Consider the following 15,550-nt stretch of genomic DNA (forward strand, 5'->3'; position numbering starts at 1 on the left):
ACGTGGCCGTACACGTCGTTGTCGTTCCACCGCGTGGGGATCCGCTGCCAGTAGCCGTAGTCGTCGCGCACGCGACGCACCTTACGGGGATCCGGTCGAACCGCTCAGCGCCCGGCGAGGAGATCCAGCTCGGCGAGGATCCGGCCACGTGGACGGCCGGCGGCGGGGGCGGCCAGCCGGACCGGGTGTCGATCGCGTCGTTCGACGAGCGGCGCGGGGGGTCGGTGGTCGAGCCCGCGAAGGCCGTGGCGGGGTACCGGTCGTTCGAGCGGCCTCGGGCGGGCGGGTCGGCGCGTCCGGGTGGGTCGCGGGCAGCACCGGCCAGGTCGCGGGGCCGGCGGTCCGCTCGTCGTGACGGACGGTGGGCGCGGACCGCGTCCGCGCCCACCGCCGCGCTACCCGAGGGTGAAGTGGTCGACGTCGAACAGACCGCCCGACCCCGCCCCGGTGAACACGAGCACCACCTGGCCGGTCGCCGTGCCGGTCAGCGCGGTCGACACGCTGGTGAACGTGTCGTAGCCGCCGGTGTTGGGCACCGCCACCGAACCCAGCAGCGGCCCGGTGGACGAGCCGGACCGGACCTCGATCCGGCCTCCCGCTCCGCCGGAGGACACCCGTGCGGTGAACTGCCGGGCACCCGCGGTCGACACCTGGGAGTAGGCCGCCCAGTCGCCGTTCTCGATGTACCCGACGGTCTGGCCGCCGACCGCGCCGGCGTGCCCGGCGGGCTGCACGCCGGACGACGACGTGTACGCCTCGCCCTGCACCTGCGTCGGCACGACCACACCGAGTTCCTTGATCCGCACGTTGCGGAAGGACACCGCGCCGTCACCGAGGTTCTGGAGGCCGACGTGGCCCTGCCGCAGGCTCCGCGCCGGATCGGTGTTGGTGAAGTCGTTGACCTGCCTGCCGTTCAGCAGCACCCGCAGCCGTTCGCCCTCGACCAGCAGCTCGAAGGTGTTCCACTGCCCCGGCGGGTTCAGCGCCGCGTCGCGGACGGCGGTGTCGGGCGCCTGCGCGCCGTGGACCGCTCCGGTCGTGGTGTTGGCCGCACCGGAGGCGTCGATCGCCACCTCGTACCCGCCCGCGCCCGGATCGGCGGCGCCGGAGGCCGGGAACCCGAGGAAGATCCCCGAGTCGCCGTCGCCGGTGAGCCGCCAGTCGAGCTTGAGCGAGTACGAGCCGAACTCCTTGGCGGAGTGCCAGAGGTTGCCCGGTCCGCCGCGTGACGTGAGCGTCCCGTCGGCGTTGGCGAAGCTCCCGGTGCCCGCCTGCGACCAGCCAGCGGTGGAGCCGGTGAACAGCCCGGTGTAGCCCGATTCCGGTCGGCAGTCCGCCTTCGCCCGTCCGGCGGCGAACCTGATGCCGCCGAGCAGGTGGGCGCGGAACACCGGGTCGGCGTAGGACTCGATCGTGTGACCGAGTCCGGTGTAGAACGACCGGCCCGCCGACACCGCGCGGCACCAGGAGATCGGGTGGTCGGCGCCCATCCTGCCGCCGGAGTAGCTGGACTCGTCCAGCGTCGCCAGCACGTGCACGTTCGGCCTGGGGTTGGCGCGGTAGTCGTACAGCTCGTCGGTGCGGGTCCACGTCGGGCCGAGGTGCGCGGTCGCGGCGTGCGCCCGGTCCTCGACCTTCACGGTGGCCTGCTGGACGGTGGGGTGGCTGAGGAAGTACGCCCCGACCACCTGCCCGTAGAACGGCCAGTCGTACTCGGTGTCCGCCGCCGCGTGCACGCCGACGAACCCGCCGCCGCCGTTGACGTAGGACTCGAACGCCGACTGCTGGGTGCCGTCGAGCACGTCACCGGTGGTGCTGAGGAACACCACGGCGGCGTACTTGGCCAGCTCGGTGGGGGTGAACGCCGCCGCGTTCTCCGTCGCGGTGACGGTGAACCCGTTGGCGGCGCCCAGGTCGCGGATCGCCTGGATCCCCGCGGGGATGGAGTCGTGCCGGAAGCCCGCGGTCTTCGAGAAGACCAGGACCTGGTAGGGAGCTTGGGCCTGCGCCGCCGGTGTCATGACCACACCGGCCGACAGTAGTGCCGCCGCGGCGAGCACGGGGAGTCTGCGCATCGTCTTCAGCCCTTCAGCCGGAGGTGGTGAAGTGGTCGACGTCGAACGCGGAGTCCGCGGGCGCGCCCGGACCGGTGAAGGTCAGGAACAGCGGCCCGGACCCGGTCCCGGTGAGGGTCGTGGAGACCGTCTGGAACGTCTCCCACCCGCCGGTGACCGGTACCGCGACCGAGCCGAGGACCGTCCCCGTCTGGGAACCGGACCTGATCTGGATCGTGCCGCCGGTGCCGGCCGAGGACACCGACGCGCTGAACGACCGCAGACCCGCCGTGCTCACCGACGAGTACCCGGCCCAGTCGCCGGTGTTGATGTACCCGGCGGTGGCGCCGCCGCTGGCGTTCGCGTGCGGTGCGGGCTCCACGCCGCCGGTCGAGGTGAACGCCTCGCCCTCGACCCGGTTCCCGCTCGTGGTGACCGTGATCGCGTCGACGTCGAACAGGTTGCCCTGCCCGGTCACGCCCTTGAACACCAGGAACAGCGGGGTGGACCCGCTGGGCCGGTTGGTCAGCGGGGTGCTGACGTCGACGAAGGTGTCCCAGTTGCCGGTGTTGGCGACCGCCATGGAGCCGAGCAGCGTGCCGGTGGCCGAGCCCGCGCGGACCTCCAGCGTGCCGCCCGGACCGCCGGACGAGACCCGTGCGGTGACCGAGGTGGCGTTGGCGAGAACGTAGGGCGAGTAGGAGATCCAGTCGCCGTTGTCGGTGTAGCCGACGGTCTTGCCGCCCTCGGCGGTGGCGTGGTCGGCGACCTGGACGCCCTGCTGGGCCCCGAAGTGCTCGGCCTGCCGGTGCCTGGGCTGGAGGATGCTGACGCCGTGGGAGGTCAGGCCCGCGTTGTCGGTGTACTCCGCGTCGAAGACGCCGTAGACGTTCGCCGCGGCGTCGTGCTCACCGTCGACCGGCACCGGGATCGTTCCGGAGCAGCCGGTCCTCTGGGTGATCTGGTGGCGGTGGGAGTCGTGGCCGAGCAGGTAGGTGACCTTGACCCGCGAGCAGTCGACCGGGCCGTCCTCCGGGTCGCTGGCGCTCACCTGGAACGGGACGGTGTCGCCGAAGGAGAACAGCGCGCCGTCGCCCGGCAGTCGCAGGGTCACCGTCGGGGCGGTGTTGCCCGCCGTGACCAGGATGCTCGCCGACCCCGTCAGACCGGTCGGGTCCGTCACGGTCAGCTTCGACGAGTAGGAACCCGCTGTCGTGTAGGTGTGCGACGGGTTCGCGGCGGTGGACGTGCCGCCGTCGCCGAACTCCCACCGGTAGGTCAGCGCGCCGCCCTCGGGGTCGGCGCTGCCCGCGGAGGAGAACGCCACGGTGAGCGGGAGCGCGCCGGACACCCTGTCCGCCGCCACCTTCGCCGTCGGCGGCCGGGGCGTGTTGCCCTTGTAGTCGATCCGGTACAGGGCCTGGTTGTCCGACCCGGTGCCGTAGTCGAGGACGTAGAGCGCGCCCTCCGGGCCGAAGTTCATGTCCATCACCTGCGTGCCGCTCCACGGGAACGCCTCGATCGCGCCCCGCGAACCGTCCGCGTCGACGCCGATCGCCTTGATCCAGCGGCGGCCGTACTCGCCCGCGAAGTACTTGCCGTCCAAGGACTGCGGGAACTTCGTGGCCGAGTTCAGGTTCGGGTTGAACCGGTAGACCGGGCCGCCCATCGGGGACTCCGAGCCGCTGCCGAACTCCGGCGGCGACCCCTCGTCACCCGCGTACTTGATCCACGCCGCGCGCGGGGCCGGCAGCTTCGCCAGCCCGGTGTTGCGCGGCGAGGAGTTGGTCGGGCCGGTGGCGCAGTCGTGCTTCGCCCCCGACGGTCCGCTGGGGAAGGTGAACCGGTTGTACGTCTCGGTGGTGCTGTTCGAGCCGGTGCAGTACGGCCAGCCGTAGTTGCCCGCGCTGGTGATGCGGTCGAACTCCACCTGCCCGCTCGGCCCGCGGTTGGCGTTGGTCACGCCCGCGTCCGGCCCGTAGTCGCCGAGGTAGACCACACCGGTGGCCTTGTCGACGTTCATCCGGAACGGGTTGCGGAAGCCCATCGCGTAGATCTCCGGGCGCGTCCGCGCGGTGCCCGGCGCGAACAGGTTGCCGGACGGGACCGTGTACGTGCCGTCGGGTTGCGGCTTGATCCGCAGCAGCTTCCCGCGCAGGTCGTTCGTGTTGCCCGAGGTGCGCTGGGCGTCGAACTGCGGGTTGCGGCTCGTGCGCTCGTCGATCGGCGAGTAGCCGTCGGAGACGAACGGGTTCGTGTCGTCGCCGGTGGTCAGGTACAGGTTCCCGGCGGCGTCGAAGTCCAGGTCGCCGCCGACGTGGCAGCACTGGCCGCGGTCGTTGGGCACCCTCAGGACGACCTTCTCGCTGGCGAGGTCGAGGGTGTTGTCCGTCTTCAGCACGAACCGCGACAGGTGCAGCTCACCCTTGAACGGCGCGAACTGCGCCTCCGTGCCGTCGGCGGGCGCGTCACCGTCCGGTGTGGACAGCCGGGGCGAGTGGTACAGGTACAGGTAGCGGTTCGAGGCGAAGCCGGGGTCCGCGACGACGCCCTGGAGCCCTTCCTCGTCGTGGGTGTAGACGGAGAGCTTCGCGGCGACCGTCGTGGAGTTGCCCGCGGAGTTGGTGACGCGGACCGTGCCGTCGCGGGCGGTGTGCACCACGGAGCGGTCGGGCAGGACGGTGAAGGACATCGGTTCGCCGAGCTTCGCCGAGCCGACGGCGAGCTGGACCTGTTGGTAGTCGGCGGCCGGGATGTCGGCCGCGGCGGGCAGGGGTGTCAGCAGTGAGGCGATCAGCAGTGACGCGCCGAACGCCCGCGCCCACACCGGTGGGGTTGCGGACATGGCAGGGTTTCCTCTTCCGGCAGGGGGCATCGCCCGCCGACCTCTGGTGCCTGGTCGGCGGTGGTGCCCTGGCAGGGTGGTGCCCTAGTCGGTGCTCGGGACAGCGGCGCCGGCGGAGGCTTGTGGCCGTCCGACGCCGGGCTTGCGGTGGAGTTCTGGTGGGCTGGTGCTCACCCGGTCGTGCGGAGGTCGGTGGCTCGGCTCATCCACCCACCTCCACCAGGCCGAGGGACTGGAGTTCGTCGCGCACCCAGTCCAGCTCGGCCGTCAGCCCCTTCACGAGGCCGGCCTCCCCGACCGGGCGTTCGGGCAGCGCCTGCCACGTGTACGTCTCGACCTCGACGTGGTCGGTCCACGCGGTGGCACCGCCGAAGAGCTTCCTCAGCGTCCCCCGCAGGACGTCGCGGGTGGTGGTCAGCGGCGGGCGCGGGTCGGCGTGCAGCGGGGTGTGGAAGTGCACCCGCCACGGGGCGTGCCCCGGCAGGCCGCCCGCGAGCGCCGCGTCCAGGTCGTCCACGCCGTACGGCGCGCCCTCCCTGGTCTGGTGCAGGAACCGGCGCTCCACGAACGACGACAGCGCGTACCGGGTGGCCGGGTCGCGGGGCCTGCGGACGTGCAGCGCGGTGGAGGCCTGCACCTTCACCACGGGGATGCCCGCGGCCGACAGCGCGTCGAGGGCCTCGACGGGTTCCTCGAACGCGACCGCGAGGTGGCAGGTGTCCAGGCAGACGCCGAGCCTGGTGGTGTCCGCGTCGCGGAAGTGGGTGACGGCCTGGCCGGTGTTCTCCACGACGCAGCCGGGTTCGGGCTCGAAGCCGACCCTGATCGACCGGTCGAGCCGGGACAGCCCGTCGGCCAGCAGGTCGAGCTGGCGGGCCGCGCGGATCGACCGGGAGGCCGTCCACGGGTCGCGCCAGCCCAGCGGCAGCGTCGAGATGCTGCCGCGCGTCGCGTCGTCGGGCATCAGCGCCGCGAGCAGCCTGGCCAGGTCGAGCGTGTAGCGGGTGCGGCGGGGGTCGGCCCAGTCCGGGTGGTAGACCGCGTGCTTGACCACGGGTGCGGGGAAGCCCTGGTAGGGGAACCCGTTGACGGTCACCACCTCCAGACCCCGGCTGCCCAGCTCGGACCGGAGCTTGGCCAGTGCCGCCCGGTCGGCGAGCAGTTCGCTCGCGACCGGTCGCGCCAGCCAGAGCCCGAGGCCGAGCCGGTCGACGCCGAGGCGCTTGCGAACCGGCTCGCCGAACCGGCGCAGCTGGTCGAGCACCCCGGCCATGTTCTCGGCCGCGTGCACGTTGGTGCAGTAGGCGACGTGCACCGTGGTGCCGTCGGAGTGGCGGAAGCGCACGGCCCTCACCCCCGCCCGCGCGCGGGCGCGACCACGGCCCGGCGGTCGTCGGTGGTGCGGGGCCCCCGGTGGACGTGGTGGTGGAAGAAGCGCATCAGGCCTCCCCGGCGAGGACCATCGGGACGTCGGCGGGCACCGGACGTCCGGCGGCGACGCGGTCGGCGGCGAACGCGCGCGGCGTGCGGCGCAGCTCGTCGTCGATGCGCGGAGCGCCCATCTCCGCGGGCGGCACGCCCGCGGCGACGCACTTGAGGACGGCGGGCCGGTAGGCGTGCGCGTCCAGCCCCTCGACCCTCGCGGTGGCGAGCGCGGCGGCGACCGGGGCGAGGTCGTCGGTGCGCAGCGCGTCCAGGACCAGCGGCAGCCGGGCGTCACCGACCGGCAGCACGTCCAGCGCGGACCCGAAGAACTCGGGGTCGCCGAGCCGGTGCTCGGCGAAGCCGGTCGTCGCGCAGCCGAAGCGCGGCCCGGTCACGGCGGCAGCACCTCCCCGGACTGCGTGCGCCCCACCGGGTTCGGGTTCGTCCCGACCACCCGCCGCACCTGGCGCGGCACCGGATCGCGGGCCGCCTCCAGGTGCGCCGGGCCGACGGCCACCGCGTGACCGCCGAGCGGCGCGCCCCCGAGCACCGGACGGGGCGCGCCGACCTCCACCGCGACCGCGGTGGTCGCGAGCACGGGGGTGGCGGGCGCGCTCATCGGCGCGCCCAGTCGCGCAGCACGTCGTGCTGGGCGGCCAACCGGTGCGGCCCGGCACCCGGCGGGTCCTCGAAGAAGAACGCAGGCTCCGGCACCCGGCCGGGCGCGTCGACGGTCGCCGTGAACCGGGCCGGGTCGAGCACCGGCGGCGCGGCCAGCGCGGAGTCGCTGCCCTGCCAGGTGACCTGGAGGGTCATGCGGGTGCCGAGGAAGCCCTCGAACAGCACGTGGTCCCACGAGGCCGGTCGGCGCCGCGGCGACCGCCCGCACCGCCGCGGCGGCCACGACGGCCGTCGTCGCGACCGCTCCCCGTGCCCCCACGAGCCGCACCCCGGTCCTGCCCGCGGTGGCCCCCCGGTCCCGTCGCACGTCGGACGGCGCGGAGTCGGTGCTCATCGGACGCTCCCCACCGCGGACCGGACGGGCACCAGGGCCGGGTCGCCGAACACCGCTTCGAGCGCCACGTTCGCCCCGCCCCGCGACGCGGCGGCGAACCCGAGCGTGGACAGCTCCACCCGGCAGCCGCCGATGTCCGGCGCGATCACGCGGGACCGCAGCTCGGCCATCATCGGGCCCAGCAGGTACGGGCCGAGGCGGGCGAAGTAGCCGCCGAGGACGACCACCCTCGGGTTGACGAAGTTGATCAGGATCGACGCGCCGACGCCCAGCCCGGCACCGACCTCCGCCAGCGCGTCGAGCGTGCGCCGGTCACCGGTCTCCGCGCGGCGGCGGATCATGTCCAGCCGCTGCTCCAGGTCCAGCGACGGGTCGCTGACCGGGTCGTCGGCGTCGGCCGCGAGCCGGAGCATCCCCGCCATCCCGACCAGCGTCTCCCAGCAGCCGCGACGGCCGCAGCCGCACTCGTGGCCCGCCGGGTCGAGCTGGATGTGCCCGACCTCGCCGGAGAACCCCTCCGCGCCGCCGAGGAGCCTGCCGCCGGAGATCACCCCGCCGCCGACCCCGATCTCGCCGGTCAGGTACACCAGGTCGGGCGTTCCCGCGACGCCGCCCATCGCGTACTCGCCGAGCGCCGCGAGGTTCGCGTCGTTGGCCACCCGGATCGGCACCGGGTGCTCGCCGAGCAGCCCGGTGAGCCGCTCGGTCATCCCGCGCACCACGGGCACGTCCCGCCAGTGCAGGTTCGGCGCGAACGCGACGACCCCGCCCTCCACGTCGACCAGCGCCGGGATCGCGACCGTCACGCCCACCGGCAGCACGTCGCGCCGCCTGCACTCCCGCACGGCGCGCGCCGTCAGCTCCGCCACGGCGTCCAGCACGTCCCCCGGCGGCAGCGCCTGCACGTCCAGCGCGACCCGCTGCTCGAACAGCACCGTGCGGGTCAGGTCGAGCACCAGCGCGGTCAGGTAGTCGACGTTGATCTCCACGCCGATCCCGCCGACGCACCGCCCGTCCAGCTCGACGCTCTTGCCGGGCCGCCCGACCGCACCCGCCCGGTCCACCTCGCCCTCGCGCACCAGTCCGCGGTCCACCAGTTCCGCCACCAGGCTCGACACGGTGGCCTTGTTCAGCCCGGTGTCGGCCGCGATGCCCGCGCGCGAGCGGGCGCCGCGAGCGCCGAGGTGCCGCAGGACCAGCGCCAGGTTGCTCCGGCGCACGGCGGCCTGGTCGGCGGGCTGCGCCAAGGCCAGAGATCGGAGGACTGGGGAAGGGTGCACGGCCACCGCCGGTTAGTCGGTCGGATCAACGAATCGCGCCACTCGAATGCTCGTTAACAGTCGGTTTTTTACGGGTAACGACCCGTGAATTAAGACTCAAGCGGACGCGCACAAGCAACAGTTCACGTCTCCATGTCCCACTAATGGAGTAGTCATCAGCGCGCCCACCAGCCCTAATGAACCACGCGAGCCGACCACTGCTCCGCCTGGCGCAACAACCCTTGCTCCGTAGGAAATTTCCGGTCGTCAGACGGCTTGACGCCATTTGGACCACACGCTATACAGGGGGTGAATTAGTTCCGGCATTGGCTTAATCTCACGCGCCGCACAGCACGCTTTTCCATTATTCGACACCCAATTGACATCGTTGTCACCCGCGCGGACACGAATTCCGCCCACAGTTCCACGACCAGGTGGGCCACTCCCGCACCACGACCACCCCGATCCCCCGCACCACCCGGCTCGCAGCCGGAACACGTCGGGTCGGTGCCCCTGGACGGCGATGCCACCCCCTCGCACACCGGGGCAGCGCTCACCGCCGAACCCCACCGTGACGAATCCCGAGGGCGACCACCGGCCGGACGACACCCGCGCCCTCGCCCGCGCCCCGATGACACAGCGGAGGCCCGACCGGACAAATGTCCGACTGGCGTCCACGGGGCCCGCCGAGCTTCACCAGGTCACAGCCGGGATCACCGGACCTGGCACACTTCCCGTGGACCAGCGCGACGGGAAGCACCTGGTCAGGAAGGAGCGCAGGTGGTAGAAGGACACCTAGCCGCTGCTCCGACCGTGGTCAGGGCGATGCTGGGAAAACTGATGCGAACGAACCACCCCCACCCCGCGTATCTATCCACGACACCGCGTACCACTTCTTCACCCGGTTGTGGCACGATTCCGGCCACCCACTCGCGCCGGCAGCGCATGACGGAAGGAGCCAGGTGAACGCCCGCACCGAGCAGGTCGACGACCTGCAGCTCGTCGCGCTACCCAGCGCGGTGAACTGCGCGGAACTCTTCGCGCGCTTCTCGCTGGCCGAATGGTCCTTGCGCCCCATGCAGGACGAGGCAGCACACGTACTGGGCCACCTGGTCGCGTCCGTAGTGGACACCGCCAACCACAGGGTGCCGCGCTTCATCACCCTGCGCCTGCGCCTCTCCGGCAACATGCTGATCCTAGAGGTCGAGATCGACCCGTACGCCCCGAAACCAGCCCCCACGAACGCCCTCAAGGGCAGGCACGCGGGCATCCTGCAACTGGACGACGGCTGCACGCTCCTCTGGTGCGAACTACCGCTGCCCACGGGCATGACCGCCTCAGCGGTCCCGCTCCCCAGGCGCGAACCCCGCCGCTCCCCGGCAGCGGAAGGCCTCCCCCCGGAGGCGACCGAGGTAGACCCGCAGGTGATGGAACGCCTGCTCTACGGCTTGGGCGGCTCACAGGGCTGGCAGGGCGAGTAACCACAGCGGTCGAGCGACCACGGCAGTACGGGGACCGGCGCGCAGGTTCCGCGGACGAGCGGCACCGGGTTCCGCGGACCAGCAGCAGTCGGCTCCTCCGGACCAGCGGCAGCGGGTTCCGCGGACCAGCGCCGCTCGGCTCCTCCGGACCAGCGGCAGCGGAGTTCCGCGGACCAGCAGCAGGCTTCTCCTGACCAGCAGCAGCGGAGTTCCGCGGACCAGCGCCGCTCGGCTCCTCCCGACCAGCGGCAGCAGGCTTCTCCGGACCGACAGCAGCGGGGTCCGGTCAGACCCCCTCACCCCCGAGCAGCAAAGTCCTCCAAGTACCCAGCAGCCGCCCCAGCCCCACCAGCCTCCAGAAACGCCCGCCGAACCCTCCCGGCGGCCTCCCGGTACCCACCCTCCCCCAACACCGCGTCCAGGGCCGCCCCGATCTGCCGCGCCCCGGCCAACCCGAACCTGACCTGCACCCCAACCCCGGCCCCCTCCACCTGACCGGCCACGATCGGCTGATCATCCCGGATGGGGGCGACCACCAGCGGCAGCCCGGAGTTCAACGCCTCGCACACCGTGTTGTGCCCCGCGTGGCAGACCACCGCGTCCACCGACGCCATCAGCTCCAACTGCGGCACCTCCGGCAGCACGAGCACGTCGTCATCGGACGCCCCGACCGCCCCGGACGGGTCCACCACCACGGCCTGCACCCGATCGGCCCGCTCCCGGACCGCGACCACGGCCTCCCGCAGGAACCGCGCCCCGGCGCCCACGCTGATCGTCCCCAGGCTGATCAGCACCAGCGACCGCCGCGGGTCCAACCGGTCCCACGGGAAGTCGGCCACGACCGGACGCGGGTGCAGCGACGGCCCGACGTACGCGATCGGCTCACGCCGGGGGATCGGCCCGACCAGGTCCTCCACGGTGTACGCGAGCACCAGGTCCGGTGAGTACCTCAGGTCGGAGGACGGGCCGCCGTAGTCCTTGCGCAGCCCGGCGAACAGGGCGTGCAGCCAGTCCAGCACCTTCGGCAGCCCGGCCTCCATGTCGATCAGCTCGGCGGGCGTGGTGGCCGAGGTGGCCCACGGGATCCCCGCGGCTCCCGCGACCAGCGCCCCGGCCAGCGCCTGCTGGTCGGCCACGACGACGTCCGGCGCGAACACCTCCACCGCCGCCCGCACACCCGGAACCATGGTGTGCGCCAACGGTTCCAGGAACTCCTCCCACATGACCTTGATCGATCTCATGCTCCGCACCTCGGGCCCGCGCTCGGTCCACCGCCCGGCGGCGGGCGGGACGGCGCAGTCGAACACCACCGCGTCCGGCCCCAGCACCGACCGCAGCAGCGGCCCGTACCCGGCCCACGCGACCGAGTGCCCGCGCTCCACGAGCTTCGCCGCCACGCCGATCGTCGGGTTCACGTGCCCGGTCATCGGCGGCACCACGAACAGGAACCGGCGGGCCGCACCGTCCCCTCCGGACGGGACCGGGGGCCGGACCGCGAGCGGGTGCACGGGCGGCGGCGTGAACACCGGGCCGGTGTTCACGCGCAACTGGGCGACGACCTCGTCCACCAGCGTCCCCACCCGCAGGGAGATGAGCTGGTCCATGTCCAGTCCCCGGAGGAACGGGACCAGGTCGACCCGGCCGCCGTAGAACGCGCCGAGCACACCCAGCAGCACGGGCAGGTCGGTGCCGATGCTCTCGAACTGGAGGTCGGTGTGGAGGTCGGTGTCGCGGGTGATCGACTCCGCGGCCACGCCGTAGTCGCCCAGCACGCGGACCAGGATGTCCGCGACTTCGCGGTGCACGACGTCGGGGTCCACGGTGGTCGGCATCAGGTCCTCCGGAAGGGTGGGGGAAGTGGGTGTCGACGCGGTGAGGACCGGCCGACCGTCAACGGGATCGACGACGTGCCAGCGCCCCCGCACCGGGTCGCCGTCGATTCGGCTGGTGGGCGAGGGTGGCCCGTGGGGCACCAGCCTGGTGATCCGCAGCACCCGGCCCGGTCGGACCCGCAGCACCGAGCGGACGATGTTCTCCAGCGCCGCCAGCGGCAGGGCGAGCGGCGGGGTCAGCGGAACGGCCCACAGGTCGGCGGGCTGGGGTTCGCGCACCACGGCGGTCCGGTCGACCGGGCCCGCGCCCTCGTGCCAGGTGGCGACCGGGATGACCGCGCCGAGCCAGCGGGCGGGCGCGGGGACCGTCGACTCGCGCGCGGCGTGCACCGCTACCGGCGCGTCGACCTCCCGCGACTCGTAGCCGAGGCGGAGTTCGGCGACCGGACCGAGACCGGGGCGGTCGAACCGCACGTCCACCACCGTCTCACCATCCACAGTGGACAGCGTGGTGGTGCGGCGCAGTTCGAGCGCTCCCCGCTCCAGCCGCAGCCCCTCCAGGCACACGGCGACGTCGCCGATCCAGGCCACCGCGGGCTCCTCGCCCGCCGGGTGCACCCACACCGCGGACGCGAGCGCGTTCTCCAGCAGCACGCCCACCGGCACGGCGGCGTGACCGGACACGGCGAAGTCGGTCAGCACGGGCGCGCTCGCGTCGTCGAACAGCACGTCGGCGACGAACTCGACGCCGGGCCGGTAGCCGACGGGGATGCCGAGGTGGAAGACGCGCGGGTAGACGGCGGCGAACTCCGGCACCTCGCGGTGCAGCGGGAACCCCCGCACCTGCACGGGGTTCAGCGCGCTGCCGAGCGCGCCGAGGAACGTGACCTCGCCGTGGGCGGGGGCGCGCAGCTCCTCCGCCCAGCGGCGCACGCCCTCGTCGGCGCCGATGGCGGTCATGTACCGGACGGCCGCGTCGTAGTTCGTGATCAGCCCCATCCGCTCCCACGTCGGCCAGCACAGCGTGGTGACCGGGAACGGGGCGCGCGCGTCGGCCCAGAGCCCGAGGCGGGTGAGGCCGTCGTTGGCCGCCGCGTAGGCGATCTGGCCGACCATCCCGCCGAGGCGTCCGCTCATGGAACCGGTGTTGCAGAAGAACTTCAGCGGCCGGTCGCGCAGCGCCGCGAACAGGTGCGCGAACCCGTCGACCTTGGTGGCGACGGTCCGCAGGATGTCGTCGTCCGACATCCTCGGCAGCCGGGTGGCCGTGTCGACGCCCGCGTTGTGCACCACGCCGGTCAGCGCGGGCCCGAGCCTCGCCAGCAGCGCGTCGACCTGCGCGCGGTCGGTGAAGTCGCAGACCTCGTAGTCGAGGCGCAGCCCGTCGGCCCTGGCCGACGCCACGTTGGCCGCGAGCAGCCGCCGCTGCGCCATCCTGGTCGTCTCGGCGCGGACCGCGGCCAGCGTGCCGTCCGCGCTGGCTCGAATCCACAGATCCCGTTGGTGGGCCTTGAAACCGTCGTCGTCGAGCGAGCCCCACGCGTCGTCGGGGCCGGGCAGCGGGTGGCGTCCGGTGACGACCACGCGGCACCCGTGCGCCGCGGCGAGGGCCGTCGCGGCGGCGAACCCGATGCCCCGGCCACCACCGGAGACCAGGACGAGGTCGGAGGGGTCGAGGCTCACCGTCGGCGCCCCGCCGTCCTCCCGCCGGGGCGCCAGGGTGTAGCGGACGCCGCCCGCGTAGCCGACCTCGTAGGAGCCCCACCGGTACAGCTCGCGGACCAGGACGGAGGGCAGGTCGGCGACCTCGGCGGGGTCGATGTCGACGACCTTGGTGTTCAGGTTCGGCAGCTCCTGGTGCAGCGTCTTGGCCAGCCCGGCCCACAGCCCGCCCCACGGCCGGTCGCTCGCGCCCCGGTACCCCATCCGGCCGCCGAGGTAGGTGACGGCGACGTAGCAGGTCCTGGTGGCGTCGGTCTCCTCGGACCAGGCGTCGTAGCAGCCGCGGAGCGCGCCGATGGTGCGGAGCAGGGCGGGCCGCCAGTCGGCGGGGAACCCGGCGTCGGACGTGAGGTCGACGATGCCGTCCGGCCGGTCGTCGGCGTCGCGCAGGTGGCCCTGGCCCACGAGCACCACGCCGTGCGCGACCAGCTCGGCCCCGACCGCCTCCCGCGTCTCGGGCGTGCCGCCGATCAGCAGGATCCGCTTGCCCGCCAGCAGTTCCGATGGTGAGGGGTCCGGTGTGGACGTCCGGCGCGGGTGCCAGACGAACCGGCGGGTGCTCACGACGGCACGCGGGAGGCGGTCATCAGCACGTTGGGCATCGGGCGCAGGGACGCCTTGGGCCAGATGCCGGTCGGCCTGCCGGGCGTCAAATCCATCCGCACGCGTCCCACGACGGTGGCGACGACGAGCTGAACCTCCATCAGCGCCGCTTCGAATCCGATGCACTTGCGGGCTCCGCCCCCGAACGGGTAGTACGCGTACTTGGGCCGGTCCGCGACCTGGTGCGCGGGGCAGAACCGCTGCGGATCGAACGCCTCCGGGTTCTCCCACAGGCTCCGGCTGTGCTGCGTCACGTAGGACGACAGCAGCACCGAGCTGCCCGCCGGGACGTGGTAGCCACCGATGGTGTCGTCGGCCACCACGTCCCGAGGATAGGACCACACCGCCGGGTAGAGCCGCAACGACTCCGACACGACCTGCTTGAGGTAGGGCAGCTCCGGCAGGTCGTCGACGGTCGGCGTCCGTCCACCCAGGACTTCCGCCAGCTCGGACTCCAGCCGCCTGCGCACCTCCGGGTGCTGCGACAGCGCGTGCAGGGTCCACACGATGCTGCACCCGGTGGTCTCGTGGCCTGCGAGGAACAGGGTCTTCAGCTCGGCCAGCACGGCCTCGCGCGGCCACGGCGCGCCGTGCTCGTCGCGGGCGGCGAGCAGCGCGGACACGACGGTGTGCTCCTCGACCTCGCCGCGCACGTGCCGCTCGACGACCTCGTCGAGCACGCGGTCGAGCGTGGCGCGGTGCCGGGTGGAGGTCCGGCGGTAGGGGGTCGGCACCCAGCGCGGCAGCAGCTGCGACACCGAGCCGCTGCGCAGCACGGCCTGCATCGCGAACAGGGTGGCGGGCTGGAGCTCGGCGGAGTGCGGGCGCAGGTCGACGCCGAGGAACATCTTCCCGAACACGCCCATGGCCATCGTCATGACGCCGTCGGTCACGTCGACCGGCTCGCCGCGGTCGGCGGCGGCCTCCCACCCGGCGACCAGGTCCTCGGCGCACCCGGTGATCGCGGAGGACTTCTCCACCAGCCGGGGCTTGTGGAAGAAGGGCTGGCTGACCTGTCTGCGCTCGCGCCACTCGGCGCCGTCGGTGGTGAGCATCCCCCGGCCGAAGAACAGGTCGAAGTTGCCGTAGAACTTGCCGCGCACGTAGTTCCTCGCGTTGTCCTGGAGGATGTGCTTGACCGCGTCCGGGTCGCTGACCAGGTGCACCACGAACGGGCCGAGCGAGATGCGCACGATCCCGCCGTGCTCCTGCTCCATCGCCGTCACGAAGCCGATGGCGTCGCGGTCGAAGCGGCCGAGCTGGCTGCCGCTCGGGCCGGGCGCGTTCACCTGGTCAGCCACCGGGGTTCTCCTC

The 15,550-nt window shown here is 73.0% G+C and carries 9 protein-coding genes and 1 pseudogene; 1 reads left to right on the top strand and 9 read right to left on the bottom strand.

From position 1 onward, the window contains the following. Positions 1–395: 395 nt before the first annotated feature. From VFZ92_RS40770 to VFZ92_RS40800, 7 genes and pseudogenes are all read right to left on the bottom strand, one after another. Positions 396–2,075 carry a ThuA domain-containing protein gene (locus VFZ92_RS40770; RefSeq protein WP_414720119.1) on the bottom strand — a complete coding sequence of 560 codons (1,680 nt, stop codon included), beginning with the start codon at positions 2,073–2,075 and terminating at the stop codon, positions 396–398. Between the two features lie 13 nt (positions 2,076–2,088). Then, positions 2,089–4,899, bottom strand: a complete 2,811-nt coding sequence (locus VFZ92_RS40775; protein ID WP_330883263.1) for a carbohydrate-binding protein — start codon at positions 4,897–4,899, stop codon at positions 2,089–2,091. Positions 4,900–5,101: 202 nt separating this feature from the next. After that, a complete protein-coding gene (gene eboE / locus VFZ92_RS40780) occupies positions 5,102–6,244 on the bottom strand; it encodes a metabolite traffic protein EboE (RefSeq protein ID WP_330883265.1) in 1,143 nt (380 codons plus the stop codon). A 94-nt stretch (positions 6,245–6,338) separates the two neighbouring features. Next, positions 6,339–6,719 carry an EboA domain-containing protein gene (locus VFZ92_RS40785; protein ID WP_330883267.1) on the bottom strand — a complete coding sequence of 127 codons (381 nt, stop codon included), beginning with the start codon at positions 6,717–6,719 and terminating at the stop codon, positions 6,339–6,341. Then, positions 6,716–6,943 (bottom strand): hypothetical protein, encoded by a 228-nt coding sequence (locus VFZ92_RS40790; RefSeq protein ID WP_330883269.1) that lies wholly within the window; start codon positions 6,941–6,943, stop codon positions 6,716–6,718. The genes VFZ92_RS40785 and VFZ92_RS40790 overlap by 4 nt, the downstream gene beginning before the upstream one ends. After that, positions 6,940–7,182, bottom strand: a pseudogene (locus VFZ92_RS40795) (myo-inositol-1-phosphate synthase); the annotation flags it as partial. The gene VFZ92_RS40790 and the pseudogene VFZ92_RS40795, both read right to left, overlap by 4 nt. Before the next feature lie 153 nt (positions 7,183–7,335). Beyond that, on the bottom strand, positions 7,336–8,586 hold the full coding sequence (locus VFZ92_RS40800) for an ROK family transcriptional regulator (RefSeq protein ID WP_330883272.1): 1,251 nt from the start codon (positions 8,584–8,586) through the stop codon (positions 7,336–7,338). Between the two features lie 974 nt (positions 8,587–9,560). On the opposite strand from VFZ92_RS40800, the gene VFZ92_RS40805 reads away from it, so the two are divergent. Continuing rightward, entirely contained in the window at positions 9,561–10,079 is a 519-nt protein-coding gene (locus tag VFZ92_RS40805) for an ATP-binding protein (protein WP_330883275.1), read from the top strand. A 296-nt stretch (positions 10,080–10,375) separates the two neighbouring features. On the opposite strand, the gene VFZ92_RS40810 is transcribed toward VFZ92_RS40805, so the two are convergent. Both VFZ92_RS40810 and VFZ92_RS40815 read right to left on the bottom strand, forming a co-directional pair. Further along, positions 10,376–14,197 carry a KR domain-containing protein gene (locus tag VFZ92_RS40810; RefSeq protein ID WP_330883277.1) on the bottom strand — a complete coding sequence of 1,274 codons (3,822 nt, stop codon included), beginning with the start codon at positions 14,195–14,197 and terminating at the stop codon, positions 10,376–10,378. Further along, positions 14,194–15,537 carry a cytochrome P450 gene (locus VFZ92_RS40815; RefSeq protein ID WP_330883279.1) on the bottom strand — a complete coding sequence of 448 codons (1,344 nt, stop codon included), beginning with the start codon at positions 15,535–15,537 and terminating at the stop codon, positions 14,194–14,196. The genes VFZ92_RS40810 and VFZ92_RS40815 overlap by 4 nt, the downstream gene beginning before the upstream one ends. Between the last annotated feature and the right edge of the window lie 13 nt (positions 15,538–15,550).

Origin of the sequence: Umezawaea sp., assembly GCF_036375055.1 — a bacterium.
Classification (GTDB): domain Bacteria; phylum Actinomycetota; class Actinomycetes; order Mycobacteriales; family Pseudonocardiaceae; genus Umezawaea.